The organism is Peribacillus sp. YIM B13477 (assembly GCF_042787955.1).
Taxonomy (GTDB): Bacteria; Bacillota; Bacilli; order Bacillales; family DSM-1321; genus Peribacillus; species Peribacillus frigoritolerans.
The window spans coordinates 50,822-75,604 of sequence record NZ_JBHZPD010000011.1 but is presented as its reverse complement, the minus strand read 5'-3'; the positions used below and the strand labels follow the sequence as shown (position 1 = coordinate 75,604).

Genomic DNA, 24,783 nt, shown 5'->3' with positions numbered 1-24,783 from the left:
AAGGCGGGGGTATTCGGATTTCGTTATATTAAATGGTTCATGCATTATCACTTTATGATTTGCAGGCTCTTCGGGAATTTGGTCAAAACCTCACAGCCGGCATCGGTGATCAATAGATCATCTTCAATCCTGACACCTGCAACATTTGGAACATATATGCCAGGTTCGATGGTATAAACCATTCCGGATTGAAGTTCGAGTGAATTCGTTTCAGTCAAGGATGGATACTCATGGACACTGATCCCAAGTCCGTGGCCGAGCCTGTGCGGGAAGAATTCACCGTATCCTTTATCCCTGATGATGTTTCTGGCCGTCAAGTCTATCTCGGAACAGGATACACCAGGTTTACTGGCTGCAACGGCAGCTTCTTGTGCTCTACGTACAGTTTCATATATTTCTGCCTGTTTATCATTGATATCTCCGTAAGCAACCGTTCTAGTAATGTCAGAGCAGTACCCTTCATGAACGACGCCAAGGTCAAAGAGGACAAGGTCGCCGCGCTGAACTTTCGTATTCCCAGGTGTGCCATGCGGGGAAGCGCCATTTTTACCAGTCAGGACCATGGTGGAGAAAGACATTTGGCTCACTCCGGCCTTTTTCAATTCGTATTCAACCGCTGCAAGGATTTCCATTTCCGTTTTACCTTCGTGAATTTCGCTGACACCCACTTCTATCGCAAAGTCGGCAAGGCGGCATGCTTCACGGATTTTGACCATTTCATCTTCCGATTTGATCATTCGCATCTTTTGAAGTTTTTCTTCTGCGGAAACAAGCTTCGGTGCTCCGAAGTGTTGTTGGACCTTTTCATAACGCTCCACATTCATATGCTCTTTTTCAATGGCCATTGTATGAATGGTTAAACCGCGATCCTTGACTGCCTGCTCAACTTTTCCCCAAGGGTTTTCAATGTCGGTGTAACCGATGATATCTCCATCCCATCCAGCTTGTTTAGCATCCGGAACTTCCATCTGCGGGCAGACAAGGAAAGGTTCGGCATTTGCAAAAATGGCAAGTGCCAGCAGTCTTTCATGAGGATCACTAAAAAACCCGCTCAAATAGAAGATGCTCTCTGTAGATGTAAGTAAAGCGGCTTCAGCCTCATTCGCCTGTAGCCAAGTTTGTAGTTCTTTCAAACGTTCATTCATGACGGTACCTCCATTAATAAGATATAATTACCTTAGCAATATTTAAAAGTATAGTAAATGGGAAAGGCCTAAGAAAGCTACATAAAAAAATTGTTGGTATGGGAAGGGAGCATCAAAAATGAAAGTATCTTTTCATGGACATGCAGTTGTAAAAGTCGAAACGAATGGTAAAACGATTTTAATCGATCCATTCATTACTGGAAACGAATTGACCGATTTGAAGGTGGAAGATGTGAAACCGGATGTGATCATCTTAACACATGGCCATAATGACCACGTCGGTGATACGGTTGAATTGGCCAAAAGGCATGATGCGCTTGTCATCGGCATTGCAGAGATTGCCGATTACCTGGGTGCTCAAGGGGTCAGGACCCACGGGATGAGCATCGGCGGAGCTTTCGAGTTCGACTTTGGAAAAGTGAAACTGACGCCAGCTTTCCATGGAACGGGATTCAATAATGGAGAGGGGCAAATCATTTATTTAGGAATGCCTGCTGGAATATTGCTTACGATAGAAGGGAAAACGATCTATCATGCAGGGGATACAGCGGTATTTTCCGATATGAAACTGATCGGGGAACGACATCCGATTGACTTGGCATTCTTGCCTATCGGCGACAATTACACCATGGGCCCGGAAGATGCAGCACTTGCAGCGAAATTCCTTCAAGCCAAACAAGTCGTGCCGATTCATTACAATACTTTCCCTGTCATCAAACAGAATCCTGGAAAATTCCTCGACCTGCTTGAAGAGGAAAATGGACTGATCATGGAAGCCGGGGATGAAATAGACTTTTAAAAGGAGCGGGAGCCTGCAGGGGCTTCCGTCAGACTATAGATAAGCTCGATGATAATGGAGTGTGTCGACAGTTTTTTTTAGGTTTGTAAAATTTAACCGTTTCTTTCCACTGCAGGCACTCGCTTTCCGCGGGCGGTCCGGGAGCCTCCTTGGCGCTTTTGCTCCTGCGGGGTCTCCCTTGGACTCGCATTCCCGCAGGAGTCTCGCACACCCGCTCCAATCAACTCTTAAATCTAAGAGAGAAACCCAATTGCCCTCAGTTTTGGAAGGTTTGTAAGTTGACGGTTTCTTTCTCCATTAAGACTTAACAATTTATATCCGCCTTTACTAAAGACTTTTTGTTTTTTATTAGAAAAGGAGAACTTTAGGAAAATAAGTCAAGTTCATTATTTTACATATACACTTCCGTACATCTCATTATCGAGATGGCGTCCAGTTTCCAAAATCTACTGCATGGGAAAGTCGTGGTTGCTGGTGTGTTTGTCTGCACCGCTGTGGACCAAGTGATGATTGGTGTTTTACCAATACTACTGCTTCCTGTTTTCCTTGCAAACTACCTCGTACAGTGAGTTTCTTTTCTAAACTTCATTTTTATTTCTGACACTTCTTTATTATCTGTCTGTTTAGAATCATTTTCCTCTCCATTGACTGCCGCTTTGGTACCTGCTTCGGAACATCCAACTATAGTTAGGTCGCTCAAAGCAACTATTATTGAATGGATATGTTTAACAAAACTAATCCCTCCTTATGTATATCGAGTAAATGAACCCCTCTTTTATGAAAAAAGAATCCATTCAAAGTGAATCTATCTGAAAGTAAACTCTCGCTAAGCAGCCAAGTCTTTTTTTCTTTCACAGGCATAAAATGAATAGATGAAAAAAAAGGGGGGATTGGATGAAACAGAGGTTATTACTGTGTTTGCTTTTATGCGGTGTGATGCTGTATTATGCCGTGCCGCGCTTGTCGTTGGAAAGTGGCGGTCTGGAGGGTCTGTTTGCTGGATCCTGGCTGTTGTTTGCATTGTTGGCGGTAGCTGGAAACTTGACGGGCATACTATATTCTCCTAAGAAACAAAAGGTAAAACGACAGCCGGAATACAAAAGGTTGCGCCAATACTAGTAGTTGTTTGATAAACTAGGCTCTTTGACCTTATAATGGAGAATAGGAATACCGTGAAAAGGGTGAAGCGCTTGGCTACAAAGCATGAACAAATATTGAAACATATCGATGGGCTCCCTGTCGGCGAAAAGATTTCCGTCCGTCAAATAGCGAAAGCATTGAATGTTAGTGAAGGTACGGCATACCGGGCAATTAAAGAGGCGGAGAACCAGGGATACGTGAGCTCGATTGAGCGGGTAGGCACGATCCGCATTGAGAAAAAGAAAAAAGAGAATATTGAAAAGCTCACTTTTGCAGAGGTAGTCAATATTGTTGACGGACAAGTTCTTGGAGGGAAAACGGGACTTCATAAGACATTAAATAAATTCGTCATCGGGGCGATGAAGCTGGATGCCATGATGAGATATACGGGGGCAGGAAACCTGCTGATCGTCGGGAACCGTACACAGGCCCATGAGCACGCGTTAAAAGCGGGTGCAGCGGTGCTGATCACTGGGGGATTCGATACTGAAGAGCCCGTTAAAAGGTTAGCCGATGAATTGGAGATGCCTGTCATCTCAACGAGTTACGATACGTTTACCGTCGCAACGATGATCAATCGGGCGATTTATGACCAATTGATCAAAAAGGAAATCTTGCTGGTGGAGGATATTTTGACACCCGTACAGGAAACGACCTTTTTGACAGTGGGTGACCGGGTTCAGACCTGGCATGAACTGAATCAGGAATCGGGGCATAGCCGTTTCCCTGTTGTCGATGACAATATGAAGGTTCAAGGAATGGTCACATCAAAAGATATCATCGGACAGGAAGAGATGACTCTCATCGATAAGGTGATGACGAAAAACCCGATGACCGTAGGCGATAAAATGAGTGTGGCATCTTCTGCACATATGATGGTTTGGGAAGGGATCGAGTTAATCCCGGTCGTGAATGACAGTCATATCCTAAAGGGTATCGTGAGCAGGCAGGATGTGCTGAAGGCATTGCAAATGAGTCAAAGGCAGCCTCAGGTCGGCGAAACGATCGACGATACGATCACCAGCCAGCTTGTGATGACTTCGAATCGCGGCAAGGGCGAGGAAGTGTATAACTATGGCGTCACCCCGCAGATGACCAATTACCTTGGTACCATTTCAAGCGGTGTGTTCACGACATTGGTCACCGACTCGGCAAATCGAGCACTTAGAAGCTATAAGCGCGGTGACTTGGTCGTGGAAAACATGACGATCTACTTCATCAAGCCAGTCCAGATTGACAGTACGCTTGAAATCCATCCCCGTGTTCTTGATGTAGGACGTAAATTCGGAAAAGTCGATGTCGAGGTGTTTAACCAAGGCAAACTTGTCGGCAAGGCGATGTTGACTTGTCAATTGCTGGACCGATCATGAAAAATAAAAAGGATAATCGAAATTCGATTATCCTTTTTGATTTGCAGCTTCTTCGATTGCATGCGGCAAATAAAATTTATACATTTTATAGCCGCCCCAAATACTGAATAAGCCAACGAAGATGAAAACGGCGGCAATGATATAAGTGATGGTCGTGTGGAATAGAAAAAGCTGATTGATTCCGAATAGTGCGACAAACGCACCGAGGGCAATGGAAGACTTCCCTGAAATCCACTTTTTCTCCATCGGCATTCTGGTTCGGACCGATTTGATTTTATAAAACAGATAGACCCCTAGTGAAAGAACGATCAAGGTGACAAGAATAGGCATCGTTTGAAATTCCCCCAATTTAACATATGTACCTTTTTATTGTAGCGGGAAATGAAAGAGAATGCCACAGTAAACAAGATGAGTCTTCCTATTTCCGCAATTTTTTGATTAAATGAAATATATCATCTTTATAAGGCTCGATAATACATATGTTAAGGGGAGATCAATATGAAAGCTGAAATATTAGCAGATATAAAGCGTTATGATACTATCATTCTCCATCGTCATGTCCGTCCAGATCCGGACGCTTATGGTTCACAGGGGGGATTGGCGGAAATCCTGAAAGCATCTTTCCCCGAAAAGCGAATTTATACGGTCGGGAAAGAAGAACCGTCATTGAATTATTTAAGGAGGCTCGATGTGATTTCGGATGAAACATATCAAGGTGCCTTGGTCATCGTTTGTGATACCGCAAATACGGACCGGATTTGTGATGCACGTTACACTACGGGGGATAAACTGATTAAAATCGATCATCATCCTAATGAAGATCCATATGGGGATATGCGTTGGGTCGATACATCGGCAAGTTCCACAAGTGAAATGATTTACGAGTTTTACCAGTTCGGTAAAGAGCAAGGCTTGAAGATGAGTGATGAAGCGGCACGCCTTCTATATGCAGGCATTGTTGGCGATACAGGTCGTTTCCTATTCCAAAGCACGACTGAAAAGACATTTGCTTATGCCAGTGAATTGATTCACTATTCGTTCTCCCGCCCGCAGTTATATCAGGAGATGTATGACGTCGAAGAAAGCATAGTCCGGTTGAATGGATATGTGCTGCAGCATTTTGAAATCCTTCCATATGGAACGGGGAAAATGATCATCACGAAAGATATACTTGAAAAATTCAATGCTTCCACATCTGAGGCATCGCAGCTCGTTTCCTCGCTAGGTTCGATTAAAAATGTTAAGTCTTGGGTCTTTTTCATTGAAGAGGATCAAGAAATCAGGGTTCGTTTCCGTTCTAAAGGACCGGTCATCAATATGATTGCCCGTAAATATAACGGCGGAGGCCACCCGTTTGCAGCAGGGGCTTCGATCTATTCTTGGGATGAAGTGGATAATATCCTTGCCGACATGGAAGAGTTGAATAAAGCGGAATGATAAAACTTAAAGACCAAATCAAAAATGATTTGGTCTTTTAAATTCGGTGGATATTCACCCATCCTTAAGAAGTAGTCCTTTTTAGTCTGATTTCTATATTCATTTTCGTATAAAACATGATTTCAACGACTTCAAGTCGATAGCGCTTTTTATTGATGGTCATGATCTTATTTTCAATCGATTTTTTCAACAGCACCTTACCGTCATAGACACTGGCGACATCTTTGGCGAGAAGAGAGGATAGGTCGTCCTCAATCACATCCTCCGCTTCTGCAATACTCAACTGATCCAGACTGTATTTTTCATTCGTGATCGTTACTTCCACTTCCTGAATCGTCAGGATTTCCTCGTTTTTCTCGTTCAATTTTTTATAATCCTGCTCCCAAATTGCGATTTTCCCGTTTAAATCCTTGATTTCTTCTCTTTGTTCGTGAAGGGTCCGGATCTGCTTCTCCTGCTGGACGCCATGCATATAAAAGAAAATCACCCAGCTGATCAATCCGCCAAGTGCGGCCCCGGCAAAAAAACGCTGCCAGGTGGGAGTCCGGTGATAGGGAGGAATCCTCATGGTGAAATATGCTCCTGCGTGAACCAGTTGATGATCAATGCTCCTGTCTGTGCCCCTCCAAGTGCAGATAGTATCAAAAGGACCTGCTTGACTATATCCTTCGTTTCCCCGTGGAAAATACCGCGTTCGAAATTATAGACCATATCAAAAGTTCCCCCGATCGCAGCGACAATCGCCCAAATACGAAGGCTGTCCGACAGCCGGAATACAGTCGTCATCGGGGCTTGTCCAGTAAAAAACGCGGCGAGGCCCCCGATTATCGAGCCGCCAAGCAATACGCCAAGCGATATGAAAAAGCTGTTGAGGAAGGCTGGAACAAAGGCTTCATTCATATATCATCATCCTTTTTTGCTTGATATTCTTCTAATTCATTTATATGGGATGTTCAGAGGTATTATGATAGTCGCGGGAAATCAGGAGGTTAAATTGCATTGGTAATGAGAACATATTTTCTTTTTTTGAAATAAACACTATAATGAAAAGAAACATGCCTTACAAAGGTGGGAGAAAAAAACGTGTATACTCATCTCCATATTCAGAGCGGATACAGCCTGCTGACAAGTACGGTGAAGATCACTGAACTTGTGGCCAAAGCGAAAGCGGATGGCTGTACAAGTCTTGCCTTAACCGATCGAAATGTTATGTACGGTTCGGTCTATTTTTATAAAGAATGCAAGAAGCAGGGCATAAAGCCGATCATCGGCATACTTGCGGATGTCCTTGATGAACGGGAATCGCCACATGGACTTCTTTTATTGGCAAAGAATCTGCAAGGATATCAAAACCTGCTTAAAATAAGCAGTGCCATAAAAACGAAATCCCCGTCAGGCATTCCAATGAATTGGCTTAAAGCCTATTCCGGGGGCTTGATTGCAATCACACCAGGTGCAGAGGGGCAAATAGAAACGCTATTGAGAGAAGAAAACCCTGAAGAAGCCAAACAGGCAGCAGGGCGATTTCTGCAAATTTTTGGTCAGGATAACTTTTATGTATCCATACAGAGACTGTCGATTGCGGATGAGGAAAAAGGTAACGAAGCCATAAGTCAGTTGGCGAGAGATTTAGAGATAAAGATTGTCGCGACGAATCCAGTCTATTATTTGAACGAAAGCGATGCACTCGCTCATGAAGTCTTATTGGCAATCGGAAATGGCGACAAGCTGGCGGATGAGACGCATACGGTTCTTGAATCCGATCAATTTTATATGAAAAGCCGGTCTCAGATGGCAGAACTATTCCATGACAGACCGGATGCACTCGAAAATACCCTGCATATTGCCGCGCAATGCAATCTGGACATTCCATTTCATCGTTCACTTCTTCCTAAGTACCCTACTGAAGATGGAGCCACAGCCGAGGAAATGCTCGAAGCCATCTGCTTCCAAGGGCTGAAGAAAAGAGTGCCGGAGCCATCCATTCAATATGAAGAGCGCCTGCGATATGAATTGGATATCATCACCAAGATGAAATTCAGCGATTACTTTTTAATCGTTTGGGACTTCATGAAATTCGCTAAGGATCACCAAATCCTGACTGGTCCAGGAAGGGGGTCAGCCGCAGGGTCGATGGTCGCTTATGTGCTGTCGATCACGGATGTCGATCCAATCGAACATTCCTTGCTGTTCGAGCGTTTCCTGAATCCGGAACGTGTCTCGATGCCGGATATCGACATTGACTTTCCGGATAACCGCCGTGAAGAAGTGATTGCCTATGTCGCGAAGAAATACGGGGAACTTCATGTAGCACAGATCATTACATTCGGGACATTGGCTGCCAAGGCTGCGTTAAGGGACACAGGACGTGTTTTCGGCCTGAATTCAAAGGAACAGGAAGCGGTATCGAAAATGATTCCAGGCCGTCTGGGCATCACGCTTCCCGAGGCTTTCAAGGAATCGAAAAGGCTTAGGGAATTCGTAAATGAGAGTGACCTGAATCAAAAACTATTTCAAACCGCGTTATTGCTTGAAGGGCTGCCTCGCCATGCTTCGACACATGCCGCCGGCGTCGTCATCAGTGACCAGGCACTGACCGGGCATATCCCGATTCAGGGAGGGCATGACGGCATCCACCTGACTCAATATCCAATGGACCTTCTCGAAGAACTGGGACTTCTTAAAATGGATTTTCTTGGACTCCGCAATTTAACGCTCATCGATAATATTTTAAATAACATTAAAAAAGGAACGGGGAAAAAGCTCGACTTGTCCCATATTCCGATGGATGATCCCGAGACGCTGGCCACTTTAGGCAGAGGCGAAACAACCGGGGTGTTCCAATTTGAATCGGATGGCATCCGTAAGGTTTTGATCAAGCTGAAACCGAACCGATTCGAGGATATCGTTGCGGTCAATGCCCTATATCGTCCAGGTCCGATGGAAAATATACCGCTGTTCATCGAGCGGAAACATGGACTTGCTTCGATCGATTACCTTCACGAGGATTTGAAGGATATCCTCGAGCCTACATATGGGGTCATCGTTTATCAAGAACAAATCATGCAAATCGCCGCCCGCTTAGCCGGGTTTTCATTAGGGGAGGCTGACCTGCTCCGACGTGCCGTTTCGAAGAAGAAGAAGGATGTTCTGGATCAAGAGCGGCAGCATTTCGTGAGCGGCGCATTGAAACAAGGATACTCCGAAAAAACGGCAGATGAGATTTATTCCTTGATTGTCCGCTTCGCTAACTATGGATTCAACCGAAGTCATGCGGTGGCGTATAGCTTCATCGCTTATCAGCTGGGTTACTTGAAAACCCACCATCCGGAATATTTCATGGCAGCACTTTTGACATCGGTTGTCGGGAATGATGAAAAGATTTCGCAATATATCCGAGAAGCAAAAAAGAAAGGGATAGCGGTTCTGCCTCCCTCGATTAACCGGAGCGGTTACCCGTTTTTACCGGAAAAGGAAGGGATCCGTTATAGCCTTGGAGCCATAAAAGGGATAGGCGGGACGGTCCTAAAAGATATCTTCGCTGCAAGGCGTCAGAAGAAGTTCGCTGATTTATTCGATTTCTGTTTGCGCGTTTCGGGGAAAATCGTAAATAGAAAAGTGTTGGAGGCGCTTGTCCATTCAGGTGCATTTGATGAATTCGGTGAAGACCGGGCAACATTGTTGGCGAGCCTGGACGTAGCGATCAATCATACGGAATTGGTTAATCCGGATGATGACCTATTCGATATGTTTTCGGATGGCGAGTTTTCACTCAAACCGAAATACCACCGGGTCGATCCTATCCCAATCGAGGACAAACTCTCGTTGGAAAAAAGCGCATTGGGGCTTTATCTATCGAATCATCCTGTGACAAGCTACAGAGAACTTTTTCAGCACTTCGGCTGTTTGACTATAGATGAAGCTATTAATAAAAAGGAATCGAAAGTCTTACTTGGCGCTTACATTACGTCGGTTAAAACCATAAGGACAAAAAAGGGCGATGTGATGGCTTTCTTGAGCGTCAGTGATGAAGAGGGGGATATTGAAGCGGTCGTTTTTCCAAATGTTTATAAAAACCACTCTGCCGACTTGAATCATGGACAACTCGTTATGCTGCAAGGGACATTGGAAGAGCGGGATGGAAAAACACAGCTGCTGATCCGGAATGTATACCCGCTAGAAAAAGTGAAGCAGATGAAAGAGGAAAAAAACGGAACGATATTCCTGAAAATTGAGGCTGGCAAGCAAACGAAGGATACACTGCAAAAAATAAAAAAAATTTTAATGCAGCATAGCGGTGAAACCAAGGTCATGCTTTTTTACGAGAGGGAAAACCGCTATGTACAGCTATCTTATTGGGATTGGGTCAATCCTACAGATAGACTGATGCAGGCATTATTTGACTTGGTGGGAAAAGGGAATGTGGTTTACAAGAAAGAATAACTGTTTTACAACTTTAATAGTTATGTTATATTGAAAACAGGCCGCTGTGGTCTGACCACTAGATTTCAGCATAATTTCAGCATATAAGATAATGGGTTACCCAATTTGTTTTAGGAGTGAAACTATGACATTAAGAGAAGAAGCATTACATATGCACCGCTTGAATCAAGGAAAATTAGAAACAGTTTCGAAAGTGCCGGTTAGGAACGCAGTAGATTTAAGCCTGGCTTATTCTCCTGGTGTCGCAGAACCGTGTAAAGATATTTACGATAAGCCGGAAACCGTTTATGACTATACAATGAAGGGGAATACGGTTGCCGTCATTTCTGATGGAACGGCTGTTTTGGGACTTGGAAACATCGGTCCGGAAGCTGCTATGCCGGTCATGGAAGGAAAAGCCGTTTTATTTAAAAGTTTCGCGGGAGTGGACGCTTTCCCGATTTGTTTAAAAACGACGGATGTGGACAAAATTGTAGAGACCGTTAAATTACTCGAACCGACTTTCGGTGGAGTGAACTTAGAAGACATAGCCGCACCAAATTGTTTTGAAATTGAAGAACGACTCAAAAAAGAAATGAATATTCCTGTTTTCCATGATGATCAGCACGGTACAGCCATTGTTACTGTTGCCGGTCTTGTGAACGCGTTACGACTGGTGAATAAATCAATGTCAGAAATTAAAGTGGTAGCGAATGGCGCAGGCGCTGCGGGCATTGCCATCATTAAATTGCTTTATAGCTATGGAGTTCGCGACATCATCATGTGTGATACGAAGGGTGCCATTTATGAGGGCCGTTCGACAGGTATGAATGATACAAAAGAACAAGTGGCGAAAGTGACCAATCGAAATAAGGTTTCAGGGCCTTTGGAGTCTGTCATTGAAAACGCTGATGTATTTATAGGAGTGTCTGCCGCAGGTGCATTGACAAAAGAAATGGTTTCTTCGATGAATCGGGATGCGATCATTTTCGCGATGGCTAATCCAGATCCGGAAATCATGCCGGAAGATGCAAAAGCAGCGGGTGCCAAGGTTGTTGGAACTGGCCGTTCGGATTTCCCGAATCAGGTCAATAACGTCCTTGCTTTCCCAGGGATTTTCCGTGGGGCTTTGGATGTACGTGCGACTCATATCAATGAAAAAATGAAGGTTGCTGCAGTAAAAGCCATTGCTGGATTAATACAGGAGCATGAGTTGAACGAAGACTACGTGATCCCTGCTCCATTTGATGAGAGGGTGGCACCTGCCGTTGCGGCTGCTGTTGCCAAGGCAGCGATGGAAACCGGAGTAGCTAGAATCAATGTAGATCCAGAGGAAATTAAAGAAAAAACAAAGAAATTAGCGATCATTGGAAAAAGTGAGGAATAATTAATTTGGCAGGTCGTACTTCTTCATCCAAAATTTATCTCGATGTCGTTGAGAGCCTACGTAGCATGATTGAAGCGGACAGCCTCTTGCCGGGAGATAAAATCCCATCAGAACGGGAGTTATCGGATCGTTTTAATGTTGGGCGTTCCTCTGTCCGTGAAGCATTGCGTGCCTTAGAGCTATTAGGTTTAATAGAAACAAGGCGTGGTGAAGGGACGTTTATCAGGGATTTCCAGGAGCATAAGCTAGTCGAGCTTCTGGGAACCTTTTTTTTGCAAGATAAAAAAGTACAAGAAGATTTGGCTGAGACGAAAAGGCTGATTGAAATTGACTGTTTGCGGATCGTCGCCTTTTTCGCTACGGCTGAGGACATCAAAAGATTAATGGCCTGGGTCAAAGCGGATATGTTTCATGATGATGATTTCTTTTTAAGAATTGCCATTTTGAATCGCAATCGATTGCTGGAAAGAATTTGGCGCATTGTCAACAGCTATGCTAGAACATCAGAGATGGTACAGGGTAATGTGAAAAAAGAAGACTATCTGGCACTTCTTACATATTTGCTCGAACGTGATGAAGAAAAAGCCATCGAAACGTATCTTATTAGAATTAGAAATATGTCGAAGGGCGAATGACACCTTTTTACACGATACTAATTTTATTTCTGATATAGTTTGTACCAAGTATCATAAAATAGATAATTGGTGGTAAAGGGAGGATTAAGCTTGCTTAAAGAGCTATTTGCGAAGTCTAAGAAGAAATATGCAACGGTTCCTTTAGATCGGGAGAAACAAGATGTACCAGAAGGAATCATGACAAAGTGCACCGGCTGTAAAAAAATCATGTATACAAAAGAATTGGTGAAAAACAAGAAAGTCTGTCTGCATTGCGGGTACCATCATCCGATGTCTTCCCATGAGCGCATCGAATTTTTATTCGACGCAGGCACTTTTAATGAATTTGATAAAGAAATGATATCCGTTAACCCGCTTGATTTTCCGGATTACTTAGAAAAACTGGAAAAAGATAGAAAGAAAGCCAAGATTAATGAGGCGGTTGTCACAGGAGTCGGAAGCATAAATGGCTACCAAGTTTCAACAGCCATCATGGATTCGAATTTCCGGATGGGAAGCATGGGATCCGTTGTTGGCGAAAAAATTACCCGTGCCATTGAACGTGCTGGTGAATTGAAGATTCCATTCATCATATTTACGGCATCAGGCGGCGCCCGGATGCAGGAGGGTGTTTTGAGCTTGATGCAGATGGCAAAGACAAGTGCAGCACTCAAGATATTCAGCAATGAAGGCGGACTGATCATATCAATGATGACCCATCCTACCACAGGCGGGGTTTCGGCAAGTTTCGCGTCACTTGGCGATATTAATCTAGCCGAACCTGGAGCACTTATTGGTTTTGCGGGAAGAAGAATCATTGAGCAGACGATTCGTGAAGAGCTTCCTGAAGATTTCCAAACGGCTGAATTCTTGTTGAAGCACGGTCAATTGGATGCGGTCGTCAAACGTACGGAAATGAAGGAAACCTTGACGACGATCCTTAAAATCCATGCCCCGGGCGGTGAGTGGTTATGATTTACGAATTAGAGTTCGAGCGTCCCATTACGGACCTGAGAAATAAAATTAAAGAGCTAAAGGCAATCTCGAAGGATGCTGATGTAGACCTTACAGCAGAAATCGAAACATTGGAAAAGCGTTTAGAGAAGCTGGAAGTGGATATCTACAACCATCTTAAACCGTGGGATCGTGTTCAGATTGCCCGGCATCCAGCCCGTCCGACGACGCTTGATTACATTCCGCTGTTATTCAATGACTTCATCGAGTTTCATGGAGATCGTTATTATGGGGATGATGAAGCGATTGTTTCTGGAATCGCAGAATTCAATGGACTTGCCGTGACTGTCATCGGTCATCAACGCGGGAAGGATACGAAGGAAAACATCCGTCGTAACTTCGGCATGCCCCATCCTGAAGGCTATCGAAAAGCTTTGCGTCTGATGAAACAGGCTGAAAAATTCAACAGGCCGATTATTTGTTTCATTGATACGAAGGGAGCTTTCCCTGGTAAAGCTGCTGAAGAGCGCGGGCAAAGTGAAGCCATTGCGAAAAACCTTTTCGAAATGGCAGGGCTGAAGGTGCCGGTCATCAGTATTGTCATTGGTGAAGGCGGAAGCGGCGGTGCATTGGCGCTTGGCGTCGGAGACCGAATTTTCATGCTTGAGAACTCAACATATTCCGTGATTTCCCCTGAAGGGGCTGCAGCCTTGCTGTGGAAGGATGCCTCTCAGGCTAAGAGGGCTGCGGAAACGATGAAAATCACGGCTCCCGACTTAAACCGCCTAGGAGTCATCGATGAAATCATTCCTGAAGTGAGGGGCGGCGCCCATCGGGATTCGAATTTACAGGCAGAAGCCATCAAGGAAATCCTGAAACGTTCATTCAATGAACTATTGCCATTGAATAGTGATGATCTTATCAACCAGCGTTATATGAAATTCAAGAAAATCGGTGAATATGAATTTGCAAAACAACAACCTGAGGGCGAACCTAAGGAAGTGGAACAGCATTCATAAACACATTTTGGAAAAGGAAAAACGTGCTGCCTGGGGCAACACGTTTTTTCATCCTTTCATTCGTGTATATGAATTCATTACCGAAACGAGTAAAGAATATGGTTTGTGTGTAGAATGTAAAGTTTCACACCATTTTACTTCAATTTCTGAAGAGAATCGGTTAGGCTTATAACATCAAGTATGCATAAGTGAAACAGTTACTGCTTATTGAAGCTTGAAAAAGGGTACAATGATATAGCGAAGCTTAAAATTGATTAGTGCTGTAGAGAGGTGACATTTATGAAAAGAATAGGTGTATTGACAAGTGGAGGAGATTCTCCAGGAATGAATGCGGCAGTCCGAGCAGTTGTCCGGAAAGCAATTTTTCATGAAATGGAGGTCTTCGGTATTTATCATGGCTATCAGGGTCTGATAAATGGCAATATAAAAAAGCTTGAACTTGGGTCGGTCGGGGATATCATTCATAGAGGCGGCACGATGTTACATACGGCTCGCTGTCCGGAATTTAAGACGGAGGAAGGCCAGCTGAAAGCGATTGAACAATTGAATAAACATGGTATCGAGGGCATTGTCATAATTGGTGGCGATGGTTCTTACCGCGGGGCGAGAGCTTTAACTGAAAGGGGTTTCCCTTGTATCGGGGTTCCTGGAACGATTGATAATGACATTCCGGGTACGGACTTTACGATTGGTTTCGATACGGCCCTGAATACAGTCATCGATGCTATCGATAAAATTCGGGATACGGCCACTTCTCATGAGAGGACTTATGTGGTTGAAGTGATGGGAAGAGATGCCGGCGATATTGCACTTTGGGCTGGATTGGCTGGCGGAGCTGAAACGATTCTTTGTCCTGAATATGAATATGATATAGAAGACCTGATTGGGAAGCTGAACCGCGGTCATGATCGTGGGAAAAAGCACAGTATCATCATTGTAGCCGAAGGTGTGGGAAGTGCCGTTGATATCTCCAGGAGTATTGAGGCGAAAGCAGGAATTGAAACCCGTGTAACGGTCCTGGGCCATGTTCAGCGCGGAGGATCTCCCTCTGCAAATGACCGGGTATTGGCAAGCCGTCTTGGGGCAAGAGCGGTTGAATTGCTTCTAGAAGGAAAAGGGGGCAGGGCAGTCGGAATAGAACAAAATCAACTTGTTGATTATGATATCATCGAAGCTCTTGCAAAACCGCATACAATTGACAAGAAAATGTATGAATTATCCGCTGAGCTATCCATTTAATCATTTTTATTGACCGATAGGAATCGCTTTTTAGTAATGGGTATTTAAAAGAAGACATAAAACACTGCGCCCCCTGTCTTCAAGAAGTGGACAGGCGGCGAGTTTTCCTTAAAGGAGGATGACACTATGCGTAAAACCAAGATTGTTTGTACGATTGGCCCCGCAAGTGAAAGTATAGAAAAGCTGGTTCAATTAATAGAGGCGGGAATGAATGTAGCACGGCTTAACTTTTCTCATGGAAATCATGAAGAACACGCAGCTAGAATCCGCAATATCAGAGAAGCGAGCGAAAAAACAGGTAAACAGGTTGCCATCCTGTTGGACACAAAAGGACCTGAAATACGGACAAATAATATGGAAAATGATTCCATGGAGCTTGTAGCCGGCAACGAAGTCATTATTTCCATGAATGAAGTCCTGGGAACACCTGAAAAATTCTCCATTACCTATGAAGGGCTTCTGCATGATGTTCACCCAGGATCTAAAATCCTTTTGGATGATGGATTGATCGGGCTTGAAGTGTTGAAGATTGATGAGGTCAGAAAAGAAATCCATACGAAAATCTTGAATAGCGGCACACTTAAGAACAAAAAAGGCGTCAATGTTCCAGGAGTTTCGGTTAACCTGCCTGGCATAACGGAGAAAGACGAACAGGATATCCTTTTTGGGATCGAACAGGGAATCGATTTCATTGCTGCCTCATTTGTACGCAGGGCTTCCGACGTGCTTGAAGTAAGTGAATTATTGCAGCAAAATGGTGCGGAACATATTCAAATCATCCCTAAAATCGAAAATCAAGAGGGCGTGGACCGTCTTGATGAGATCTTGGAAGTTTCAGATGGCTTGATGGTGGCACGTGGAGACTTGGGAGTGGAAATTCCTGCAGAAGAAGTGCCATTAGTCCAAAAACAAATGATCAAAAAATGTAATAATGCCGGGAAACCAGTCATAACGGCTACACAAATGCTCGATTCGATGCAGCGTAATCCAAGGCCGACCCGTGCAGAAGCAAGTGACGTGGCCAATGCCATATTTGATGGAACGGATGCCATCATGCTTTCTGGCGAAACAGCTGCTGGAACCTATCCTGTCGAAGCGGTGCAAACGATGCATAACATTGCTTCACGTGCTGAAACTGCCCTTGATTATCGGGATATATTATCAGTCAGAAGCAAAGTGAACCGTCATAATGTCACGGATGCCATTGGTCAATCCGTTGCCCACACTGCGCTTAATCTTAATGCAGGGGCAATCATCACCCCTACAGAAAGCGGTCATACGGCAAGGATGATTTCCAAATACCGCCCTAAAGCACCGATCATTGCGGTTACATCCAATGATCATGTTACAAGAGGGCTTGCATTGGTTTGGGGAGTCTATCCGCAGATTGGTCCAAAAGCGACGACTACCGATGAAATGCTTCAAACAGCAATAGATGAAAGCCTTCATTCCGGCTTAGTTTCCCATGGGGATTTAGTCGTCATTACAGCCGGTGTGCCTGTAGGTGAAACGGGTACGACTAACTTGATGAAAATTCATGTGTTAGGAGAGGTTCTTTTGAAGGCTCAAGGAATCGGCAGGAAATCAGCGAAAGGTGAAGTGGTTATCGCTAAGAATGCCAAGGAAGCTTTGGAAAAAGTGAAGGAAGGCTCTGTATTGGTTACGATCGGTTCTGACCGCGAAATGATGCCGGCAATTGAAAAATGTGCGGCATTGATTACGGAAGAAGGCGGTTTGACAAGCCATGCAGCTGTTGTGGGAGTCACATTGGGCATACCGGTAATCGTTGGGGCGGAGGACGCGACCAAGGTTTTCACGGATGGTCAAAGAATAACGGTCGATGCAGGTCGTGGAGTCATTTATGATGGACATGCAAACGTTCTGTAATACGAAATTTTGGCTGATTCCTTGCCAATGAGGTAAGATGGATGTACCGCACCAGAAATGGGCTGTGCAGGAGGAATGAAGATGAAATATTTTTTAATGTTTATCATTGCGATGCCGGTCGTTGAAATTATTGTCCTTTTGCTGTCAGGCAATCTGATTGGTTTTTGGCCAACGCTGTTCCTGATTGTAGCCACAGGTTTGATTGGAGCTTATTTGGCTAAACGGCAAGGGATGGAAACGTGGAAAAAGGCACAGGAACAGATTCGTTACGGAATGATGCCAGGAAATGAAATCATTGATGGAATCTGTATCTTTATCGGAGCTGCACTGTTGCTGTCCCCTGGGCTCATCTCGGATATCATGGGATTGATCCTTGTGTTTCCGCCAACCCGGAATCTCCTCAAACCGATTGTTATCCGGTTTATCATGAACAGGATGAATAAAGGGAAAGTTACCATTATTCGGCATAAATAATATAAGGCTGTCTATAGGCGTAAGCTTTTAGGCAGCCTTTTTGGTCTTTTTAAAAAGGTCCGCAAAAGCATCCCGGTTTTTTATGGGGTGCTTTTTTGCTTTACAAATGGCTCCTGTTTCACCATTGAATGATGATTTCCACGAGAATGAAATGTGTATAATAACAGGACTTTTAAATGATTATCACTTGGAAACATTGGTAAATAAGGCTTTTCCAAGCTAAAAAATCTTTTTTTAGATTTTTTAGAAAAAACTGGTGACAAATTTATACAACGTGTTATATAATACAAACAGGAAATAAAACATCTGTATTATAACATAAAAGAGTTGGAAAGGGTGTGGAGAGGCAATATGATTACGGAAGCAAAAGGCTTACAGATTACAGGCAATATTAAGCCAGGATATGAACAAATACTTACAGCGGAAGCTCTTCAATTCATCGAAAGGATGGAACGGCATTTCGGTGGAAGAAGGGCAGAACTTCTAGAACGGCGGAAAAGCGTTCAGGAAGAACTGAATCAAGGCATGCTTCCTGATTTCCTTGAAGAAACGAAGCATATTCGTGCAAGTGATTGGACGATTGCGCCCCTCCCGAATGATTTGCAGGATCGCAGGGTTGAAATCACTGGACCTGTTGATCGTAAAATGATCATAAATGCCATGAACTCAGGTGCCAATGTATTCATGGCTGACTTTGAAGATGCCAATTCACCCACTTGGGAGAATTGCATCGATGGCCAATTGAATCTGCGCGATGCAATCCGCGGAACCATTTCATTTAAAAATCCAAATGGCAAAGTGTATGAATTAAATGAAAGAACAGCTGTGCTAAAGGTAAGGCCACGCGGCTGGCATTTGGAGGAAAAACATGTCCTTTTGGATGGACAGCCTATATCAGCCAGCATTTTTGACTTTGGACTGTACTTTTACCACAACGCAAAAGCATTGGTTGAAAAACAAAGCGGTCCATACTTTTACTTACCGAAAATGGAAAGCCATCTCGAAGCAAGATTATGGAATGAAATTTTCGTATATGCACAGAACGATTTGAGAATCCCGCAAGGAACCATCAAGGCAACGGTCTTGATAGAAACAATTCTTGCTGCATTCGAAATGGACGAAATTCTGTACGAGCTGAAAGAACATTCGGCAGGCCTGAACTGTGGCCGCTGGGATTATATCTTTAGTTTCCTGAAAAAATTCCGTAACTCGGATGATGTCATTTTCCCAGATCGGCAGCAGGTCACGATGACCGTCCCGAACATGAGGGCGTATTCCTTACTGGCGATCAAAACATGCCACAGCCGTAATGCTCCTGCAATTGGCGGGATGGCCGCACAAATTCCCGTTAAAAATGACCCGGTTAAGAACGATGAGGCTTTTGCGAAAGTTAAGGCAGATAAAGAACGCGAAGCAAGAGACGGTCATGATGGAACATGGGTTGCCCACCCAGGTATGGTAAGCACGGCAAAAGAGGTTTTTGACCTGCTCGTTCCAAAACCGAATCAAATTTTCCGGAAACGGGAAGATGTCCATGTAACAGCACAAGAGTTGCTGGCTGTACCGGAAGGAACGATCACAGAGGCAGGCTTAAGGACGAATATTAATGTAGGCATCCAATATATCGCCTCATGGTTAAGCGGCAGAGGTGCGGCACCTATCAATAACTTAATGGAAGATGCTGCAACCGCTGAAATTTCAAGGGCTCAAGTCTGGCAATGGATCCGTCATCCAAAAGGCATTCTCGAAGATGGCAGGAAAATAACCGAGGAATTATTCCATCAAATCAAAGAAGAAGAATTGGCGGTCATTAAATCGGAAGTAGGGGAAGAAACTTTCAAATCAGGAAAGTTTGAAGAGTCTACTAAACTATTTGAACAATTGATTGAAGCGGATGACTTTGCAGATTTCTTAACTAACGCGGCATATGAAGAATTATCTTAATATTCAAAATATATGATGAATTAGGAGGAAATAATGATGATGAATGAGAGAGCGCAAAAATTACAACAAAGCTGGGAAAATGACTCACGGTGGACTGGTATTAAACGTCCTTATACGGCCGAGGAAGTCATTAAACTGAGAGGTTCCATCGATATTGAACAAACATTGGCACGCCGCGGTTCCGAAAAACTATGGAATCTATTAAAAACAGAGGATTTCATCAATGCATTAGGAGCATTGACCGGTAACCAAGCCATGCAGCAGGTGAAAGCTGGTTTAAAAGCAATCTACTTAAGCGGCTGGCAAGTGGCGGCAGATGCTAACATCGCAGGGCAAATGTACCCTGACCAAAGTTTATATCCAGCCAACTCCGTGCCGCAAGTCGTTAAACGCATTAATCAGACACTTCAGCGTGCAGACCAAATCAGCTTTGCTGAAGGGAAGAATGATATCGATTGGTTCGCTCCAATCGTGGCGGATGCTGAAGCAGGTTTTGGCGGTTCCCTTAACGTCTTTGAATTAATGAAAGGCATGATCGAAGCTGGAGCGGCTGGCGTTCACTTCGAAGACCAGCTTTCTTCCGAGAAAAAATGCGGTCACCTAGGCGGTAAAGTCCTTCTTCCTACCCAAACGGCAGTGCGTAATTTAGTTTCCGCCCGATTGGCAGCAGATGTAATGGGGACACCGACCATTTTGATTGCCCGTACGGATGCTGATGCTGCAGATTTGATCACGGATGATATTGATCCGGTCGATGCACCATTCATCACTGGTGAAAGGACTCCAGAAGGATTCTACCGCACGAATGCAGGTCTTGACCAAGCAATTGCAAGAGGCCTTGCTTATGCGCCATATGCCGACCTTATCTGGTGTGAGACTTCTGAACCTAATCTAGCGGATGCTCGCCGCTTTGCCGAGGCCATCCATGCAGAGTTCCCGGGAAAATTGCTTGCTTACAATTGTTCCCCATCATTTAACTGGAAAGCGAAATTAAGTGATGAAGAGATTGCCAATTATCAAGTGGAATTGGGTAAATTAGGTTATAAATTCCAATTCGTTACACTTGCAGGCTTCCATTCATTGAATCATAGCATGTTCAACCTTGCTCTTGGTTATAAAGAACGCGGCATGGCTGCATACTCTGAACTTCAACAAGCGGAATTCGCTAGTGAGCCGGATGGCTATACAGCAACACGTCATCAGCGTGAAGTGGGAACGGGTTACTTTGATGAAGTGGCACAAGTCGTTTCTGGTGGAACATCATCCACAACAGCACTTGCAGGTTCCACTGAAACAGAACAATTCGAGACGTCAAAATAATTCTAGTTTAAAACCAAAAATCCGCCTTGTACCCGAGGCGGATTTTTAAGTTAAAAAGAGTGAATGCTAATGGAAGTCAGGACCTTAAGTGGTTTTCTTTGTATCCCCGATGATGAAAGTCCATATGGCCTTGAAGACTTTGGCACGCTGAAGTGTATTGAATATGACAAGTACGACAGGTCCGGCAATCAAACCTAGGAAACCGATCAATTTGAATCCGATGAACAAGGCGATGAGAGTGGCAAGCGGATCCAAACCAATACTGGATGAAAGTACTTTTGGCTCTATTAGCTGACGCTGGACAACGACGATTATGTAAAGGACGGATAAACCGATTGCGAGACTTGTATTCCCGGCAATGAATTCAAAGATGATCCAAGGAATGAAAATCGTACCTGTCCCTAAATAGGGAATGATATCGACCAGTCCGCATATCAGGGCAATGGTAATTGAATAATTCACCCCTAAAATGAGAAATCCGATTAAAATCGTGACAGTCGTCAATGAAACAAGAGTGAATTGTGCCCGGATGAACCCGAATAAAGCCCGTTTTAAATCCCTGAATAAACGCTTTGCACCCGCAAAAATCTTATCAGGCAACACTTTTCCGGTCATGCGGCCGAAGGTATCCCAATCTTTGCTGATGAAGAATGTGCCAAGCAAAGTAAAAAGGAGTGCCGTTGCTGTAGTTGGAAACCATCCGATGATTGTGGGGATGTTCTTCAAGAAGGCTTGAATGAAGCCGCTTACTCCCGTCGTGATGGATTCACCGATATTTTGGATATTCTTGAGGATTGTGTCTTGCTGTTCGGTATCCAAATTATTGAACATGGCAGCTATTTGATTATATAAAGGGATGACGGTGGTAGCGATGTATGTTTCTATATAATCCACGATGGTTTCAATGTGTTTCGGGATGACTCCGGCAAGGTAATTGGTCCCTGAAATGATCTCGGTGACCAGTAAGGTGATAAGACCCGCAAATAAAAGGAAAATGAGTAAAAGGGAAACGAATACAGCCAACCCCCGTGGCAGCCGCCCTTTCCTTTCGAAAAAGATGACCAGGGGATTCATCAAGAAAGCGATGATCATGGCAATGATGAATGGATATGTATATTTAGATAAATAAAACAAGGCAATTCCACCTAATATTATCCCTCCGACGACCAGTAAAGAACGAATGAAACGATACATATATACCGGATTCAAGTCATATCCTCCTTCAACCATTAAGTTTGTATTATAATTGTAACGATGATGGAAAAGAAAGGAAAGATTCTTTCATCTTTCGTTTTGAATTTTTTCTGCAGATGCATCGTTCCTTAAATCATTTTTCTCCCAAGAACAAGGGAGTTTGTTATGTTAAAATAACAAAAAACAGAAGGAAGAAGGTGAAGGGATAATGATCAACGGTCCTGTCGTATTTTTAATTCTGCTTGCTGCAATCGGTTGGTTTGGGAAAAATACCTCACTGATCATGGCTGCGGGTTTTCTTTTAAGCATGAAACTGATTGGCCTTGACGCTAAAGTGTTTCCATACCTGGAAGCGAAAGGGATCAACCTGGGTGTCACGATCATCACGATCTCCGTACTCATTCCCATAGCAAACGGAGCGATTGGTTTCAAGGAACTAGGAGACGCGATAAAATCCCCTTATGCCTGGATTGCACTTGCATCCGGAATAGCCGTTGCACTCATAGCAAAAAATGGGATTACACTGCTGTCGCATGATCCGCACATTACCACCGCTCTTGTATTTGGGACGATTCTTGCGGTCGCCTTATTCAAAGGTGTGGCTGTCGGCCCGTTAATCGGGGCAGGAATTGCTTATTTATGCATGCAGATCTTTAATTTTTTTAAATGAAGTGAGAGGCTAAGGGGAGAAAACCCCGTCAGTACTGGAAATGTAAATTTTCTATTTAATGTTTCGTTTATTCTGCTTTGAGACATTTTTTTTGAAAAAAACGATTTTAAACGCATGAATAAAGCAAGAGAATATGTAGCTAATTTTTCTAATAAAATAATAATTTTTTCACATTTTAAGTGCTTTTCATTCCCAAAAAAGTGTTTATTGTTTATAATAATCATGTAACTGCTCTGATTTATTAAAATTGGGATTCAGAATATCATTGATATTTTTGAGGAATCTTAAAAAAAGATGTAGTTATTGAGCAAGCGCTCACTAGGAATAGCTACAAGCATTATTTTTAGAATTTCTTAATTAAAGATTATCGTACATTTTACTATTGTTGGGGTCATATTCTGTGAACGCTTCCAATACAAGATGTATGTCTTCTGCTAAAAAATAGATGGTTGTTTACAATAGCTAATTTCTTGGAAGCGCTACATTTATACGCTAATAGCAAGGGCATAGGGGAATATCTAGGAAAAGGAGAGATTTAGTATGACAGCAACAAAAGGTCTTGAAGGTGTGGTAGCAACAACTTCATCAGTAAGCTCCATTATCGATGACACATTAACGTATGTAGGTTATGACATCGATGATTTGGCTTCGAACGCAACATTCGAGGAAGTAATCTATCTTTTATGGCACGGAGCTCTTCCGAACAAAAGCCAACTAGAAGAATTAACTAAACAACTTGCTGAAAATGCTGAAATTCCAGCTGAAGTGGTTAATCACTTCAAAACATACCCAATTGATAAAGTACATCCAATGGGAGCTCTTCGCACCGCAGTATCTCTTCTTGGTCTTTATGATGAAGAAGCAGATGTAATGAATGAAGAAGCTAACTATCGTAAAGCAATCCGCATCCAAGCAAAAATCCCTACATTGGTAACAACTTTCGCTCGCGTCCGTCAAGGGAAAGAAGCTGTTGCTCCACGTACAGATTTAAGCTTTGCTGCTAACTTCTTATATATGTTAAGCGGTAATGAACCAACGGCAATCGAAGAAGAAGCATTCAACAAGGCATTGGTTCTTCATGCTGACCATGAATTAAACGCTTCTACATTCACTGCACGCGTTTGTGTGGCTACATTAGCTGATATCTATTCTGGTGTAACTGCTGCCATCGGCGCTTTAAAAGGCCCACTTCACGGCGGAGCTAACGAACAAGTCATGAAAATGCTTACAGAAATTGGTTCAGTTGATAACGTTGAGCCATATATCAACGAAAAATTAGCCAATAAAGAAAAAATCATGGGCTTTGGCCACCGTGTATACCGTAAAGGTGATCCTCGTGCTAAACACCTTAAAGAAATGTCACAAAAACTGACTGAACTTACTGGGCAACCTCAATATTATGATATGTCCATCAAAATTCATGAAATCGTAACCGGTCAAAAGAATCTTCCGCCGAACGTGGATTTCTATTCTGCTTCCGTATACCACAGTTTAGGCATCGAGCATGACCTATTTACACCAATCTTTGCTGTAAGCCGTGCTTCAGGCTGGATCGCTCATATCCTTGAGCAATATTCAAACAACCGCCTTATCCGTCCGCGTGCAGAGTATGTTGGACCAGGTATGCAAAAATATGTACCGATTGAAAACCGCTAATTAAAAGTTTTTTCGAAAATCATTTTTTATTTCATCGAATTTGTAGTAAATTAATAGATGTGAGTAAAAAAGGTTAGTGGTTCTGCCTTATTTATTAAGCAGGCCATCTAAC

The 24,783-nt window shown here is 43.5% G+C and carries 21 protein-coding genes; 16 read left to right on the top strand and 5 right to left on the bottom strand.

The annotated features are described in order from the left end of the window. Positions 1-47: 47 nt before the first annotated feature. Positions 48-1,145: a M24 family metallopeptidase gene (locus ACFX4H_RS23485; protein WP_034309151.1), complete on the bottom strand. Its 1,098-nt coding sequence runs from the start codon at positions 1,143-1,145 to the stop codon at positions 48-50. A 118-nt stretch (positions 1,146-1,263) separates the two neighbouring features. On the opposite strand from ACFX4H_RS23485, the gene ACFX4H_RS23480 reads away from it, so the two are divergent. From ACFX4H_RS23480 to ACFX4H_RS23470, 3 genes are all read left to right on the top strand, one after another. Then, positions 1,264-1,944, top strand: a complete 681-nt coding sequence (locus ACFX4H_RS23480) for a metal-dependent hydrolase (RefSeq protein WP_328138629.1) — start codon at positions 1,264-1,266, stop codon at positions 1,942-1,944. Positions 1,945-2,838: 894 nt separating this feature from the next. Further along, positions 2,839-3,063, top strand: a complete 225-nt coding sequence (locus ACFX4H_RS23475; protein WP_034309145.1) for a hypothetical protein — start codon at positions 2,839-2,841, stop codon at positions 3,061-3,063. 71 nt (positions 3,064-3,134) lie between these two features. Beyond that, on the top strand, positions 3,135-4,454 hold the full coding sequence (locus ACFX4H_RS23470; protein ID WP_034311452.1) for a DRTGG domain-containing protein: 1,320 nt from the start codon (positions 3,135-3,137) through the stop codon (positions 4,452-4,454). A 27-nt stretch (positions 4,455-4,481) separates the two neighbouring features. Here ACFX4H_RS23470 and ACFX4H_RS23465 read toward each other — a convergent pair whose 3' ends face one another. Beyond that, positions 4,482-4,784 (bottom strand): YtpI family protein, encoded by a 303-nt coding sequence (locus ACFX4H_RS23465; protein WP_034309143.1) that lies wholly within the window; start codon positions 4,782-4,784, stop codon positions 4,482-4,484. A gap of 168 nt (positions 4,785-4,952) precedes the next feature. Here ACFX4H_RS23465 and ACFX4H_RS23460 point away from each other — a divergent pair, with 168 nt between their 5' ends. Next, positions 4,953-5,891 carry a DHH family phosphoesterase gene (locus ACFX4H_RS23460; RefSeq protein ID WP_328138628.1) on the top strand — a complete coding sequence of 313 codons (939 nt, stop codon included), beginning with the start codon at positions 4,953-4,955 and terminating at the stop codon, positions 5,889-5,891. 64 nt (positions 5,892-5,955) lie between these two features. On the opposite strand, the gene ytrI is transcribed toward ACFX4H_RS23460, so the two are convergent. Together ytrI and ytrH are read right to left on the bottom strand one after the other, a co-directional pair. Beyond that, positions 5,956-6,459 carry a sporulation membrane protein YtrI gene (gene ytrI / locus ACFX4H_RS23455; RefSeq protein ID WP_377436355.1) on the bottom strand — a complete coding sequence of 168 codons (504 nt, stop codon included), beginning with the start codon at positions 6,457-6,459 and terminating at the stop codon, positions 5,956-5,958. Beyond that, positions 6,456-6,791, bottom strand: coding sequence for a sporulation membrane protein YtrH (ytrH, locus tag ACFX4H_RS23450; protein WP_034309135.1), 336 nt, complete (start codon positions 6,789-6,791; stop codon positions 6,456-6,458). Before ytrH ends, ytrI begins: the two co-directional genes overlap by 4 nt. A gap of 183 nt (positions 6,792-6,974) precedes the next feature. Here ytrH and dnaE point away from each other — a divergent pair, with 183 nt between their 5' ends. The 10 genes from dnaE to aceA all read left to right on the top strand — a co-directional run bounded on the left by dnaE (position 6,975) and on the right by aceA (position 21,151). Then, positions 6,975-10,334 carry a DNA polymerase III subunit alpha gene (gene dnaE, locus ACFX4H_RS23445; RefSeq protein WP_377436354.1) on the top strand — a complete coding sequence of 1,120 codons (3,360 nt, stop codon included), beginning with the start codon at positions 6,975-6,977 and terminating at the stop codon, positions 10,332-10,334. A gap of 124 nt (positions 10,335-10,458) precedes the next feature. Beyond that, complete coding sequence (ystJ, locus tag ACFX4H_RS23440) at positions 10,459-11,700, top strand: NADP-dependent malic enzyme (RefSeq protein WP_034309132.1); 1,242 nt, start codon at positions 10,459-10,461, stop codon at positions 11,698-11,700. A gap of 5 nt (positions 11,701-11,705) precedes the next feature. Continuing rightward, positions 11,706-12,335, top strand: a complete 630-nt coding sequence (locus ACFX4H_RS23435) for a FadR/GntR family transcriptional regulator (protein ID WP_096337904.1) — start codon at positions 11,706-11,708, stop codon at positions 12,333-12,335. 90 nt (positions 12,336-12,425) lie between these two features. Continuing rightward, the gene (gene accD, locus ACFX4H_RS23430; protein WP_034309130.1) at positions 12,426-13,289 is read left to right on the top strand and encodes an acetyl-CoA carboxylase, carboxyltransferase subunit beta; all 864 of its coding nucleotides are present in this window, start codon (positions 12,426-12,428) and stop codon (positions 13,287-13,289) included. Then, the gene (accA, locus tag ACFX4H_RS23425) at positions 13,286-14,287 is read left to right on the top strand and encodes an acetyl-CoA carboxylase carboxyl transferase subunit alpha (protein WP_034309128.1); all 1,002 of its coding nucleotides are present in this window, start codon (positions 13,286-13,288) and stop codon (positions 14,285-14,287) included. The genes accD and accA overlap by 4 nt, the downstream gene beginning before the upstream one ends. A gap of 279 nt (positions 14,288-14,566) precedes the next feature. Continuing rightward, entirely contained in the window at positions 14,567-15,526 is a 960-nt protein-coding gene (gene pfkA / locus ACFX4H_RS23420; RefSeq protein ID WP_034309127.1) for a 6-phosphofructokinase, read from the top strand. A gap of 126 nt (positions 15,527-15,652) precedes the next feature. Beyond that, entirely contained in the window at positions 15,653-17,413 is a 1,761-nt protein-coding gene (pyk, locus tag ACFX4H_RS23415) for a pyruvate kinase (RefSeq protein ID WP_063590456.1), read from the top strand. 81 nt (positions 17,414-17,494) lie between these two features. Continuing rightward, complete coding sequence (locus ACFX4H_RS23410; RefSeq protein WP_034309123.1) at positions 17,495-17,887, top strand: FxsA family protein; 393 nt, start codon at positions 17,495-17,497, stop codon at positions 17,885-17,887. Between the two features lie 351 nt (positions 17,888-18,238). Further along, positions 18,239-19,831 (top strand): malate synthase A, encoded by a 1,593-nt coding sequence (aceB, locus tag ACFX4H_RS23405; RefSeq protein WP_328138624.1) that lies wholly within the window; start codon positions 18,239-18,241, stop codon positions 19,829-19,831. 36 nt (positions 19,832-19,867) lie between these two features. Further along, positions 19,868-21,151 (top strand): isocitrate lyase, encoded by a 1,284-nt coding sequence (gene aceA, locus ACFX4H_RS23400; RefSeq protein WP_034309118.1) that lies wholly within the window; start codon positions 19,868-19,870, stop codon positions 21,149-21,151. A gap of 84 nt (positions 21,152-21,235) precedes the next feature. On the opposite strand, the gene ytvI is transcribed toward aceA, so the two are convergent. Next, complete coding sequence (ytvI, locus tag ACFX4H_RS23395; protein ID WP_191928790.1) at positions 21,236-22,360, bottom strand: sporulation integral membrane protein YtvI; 1,125 nt, start codon at positions 22,358-22,360, stop codon at positions 21,236-21,238. Positions 22,361-22,553: 193 nt separating this feature from the next. Here ytvI and ACFX4H_RS23390 point away from each other — a divergent pair, with 193 nt between their 5' ends. Both ACFX4H_RS23390 and citZ read left to right on the top strand, forming a co-directional pair. Further along, complete coding sequence (locus ACFX4H_RS23390) at positions 22,554-23,015, top strand: DUF441 domain-containing protein (RefSeq protein ID WP_034309113.1); 462 nt, start codon at positions 22,554-22,556, stop codon at positions 23,013-23,015. Between the two features lie 540 nt (positions 23,016-23,555). Next, on the top strand, positions 23,556-24,671 hold the full coding sequence (gene citZ / locus ACFX4H_RS23385; protein WP_034309109.1) for a citrate synthase: 1,116 nt from the start codon (positions 23,556-23,558) through the stop codon (positions 24,669-24,671). Positions 24,672-24,783: the final 112 nt, after the last annotated feature.

Coding starts and splice junctions, on each gene's coding strand:
- ACFX4H_RS23465 (WP_034309143.1), bottom strand. CDS start 4,784: ATGCCTATTCTTGTCACCTTGATCGTTCTTTCACTAGGGGTCTATCTG.
- aceB (WP_328138624.1), top strand. CDS start 18,239: ATGATTACGGAAGCAAAAGGCTTACAGATTACAGGCAATATTAAGCCA.
- ytrI (WP_377436355.1), bottom strand. CDS start 6,459: ATGAGGATTCCTCCCTATCACCGGACTCCCACCTGGCAGCGTTTTTTT.
- citZ (WP_034309109.1), top strand. CDS start 23,556: ATGACAGCAACAAAAGGTCTTGAAGGTGTGGTAGCAACAACTTCATCA.
- aceA (WP_034309118.1), top strand. CDS start 19,868: ATGATGAATGAGAGAGCGCAAAAATTACAACAAAGCTGGGAAAATGAC.
- ACFX4H_RS23390 (WP_034309113.1), top strand. CDS start 22,554: ATGATCAACGGTCCTGTCGTATTTTTAATTCTGCTTGCTGCAATCGGT.
- ytrH (WP_034309135.1), bottom strand. CDS start 6,791: ATGAATGAAGCCTTTGTTCCAGCCTTCCTCAACAGCTTTTTCATATCG.
- pfkA (WP_034309127.1), top strand. CDS start 14,567: ATGAAAAGAATAGGTGTATTGACAAGTGGAGGAGATTCTCCAGGAATG.
- pyk (WP_063590456.1), top strand. CDS start 15,653: ATGCGTAAAACCAAGATTGTTTGTACGATTGGCCCCGCAAGTGAAAGT.
- ACFX4H_RS23460 (WP_328138628.1), top strand. CDS start 4,953: ATGAAAGCTGAAATATTAGCAGATATAAAGCGTTATGATACTATCATT.
- ACFX4H_RS23410 (WP_034309123.1), top strand. CDS start 17,495: ATGAAATATTTTTTAATGTTTATCATTGCGATGCCGGTCGTTGAAATT.
- accA (WP_034309128.1), top strand. CDS start 13,286: ATGATTTACGAATTAGAGTTCGAGCGTCCCATTACGGACCTGAGAAAT.
- ACFX4H_RS23485 (WP_034309151.1), bottom strand. CDS start 1,145: ATGAATGAACGTTTGAAAGAACTACAAACTTGGCTACAGGCGAATGAG.
- ACFX4H_RS23480 (WP_328138629.1), top strand. CDS start 1,264: ATGAAAGTATCTTTTCATGGACATGCAGTTGTAAAAGTCGAAACGAAT.
- ystJ (WP_034309132.1), top strand. CDS start 10,459: ATGACATTAAGAGAAGAAGCATTACATATGCACCGCTTGAATCAAGGA.
- ACFX4H_RS23475 (WP_034309145.1), top strand. CDS start 2,839: ATGAAACAGAGGTTATTACTGTGTTTGCTTTTATGCGGTGTGATGCTG.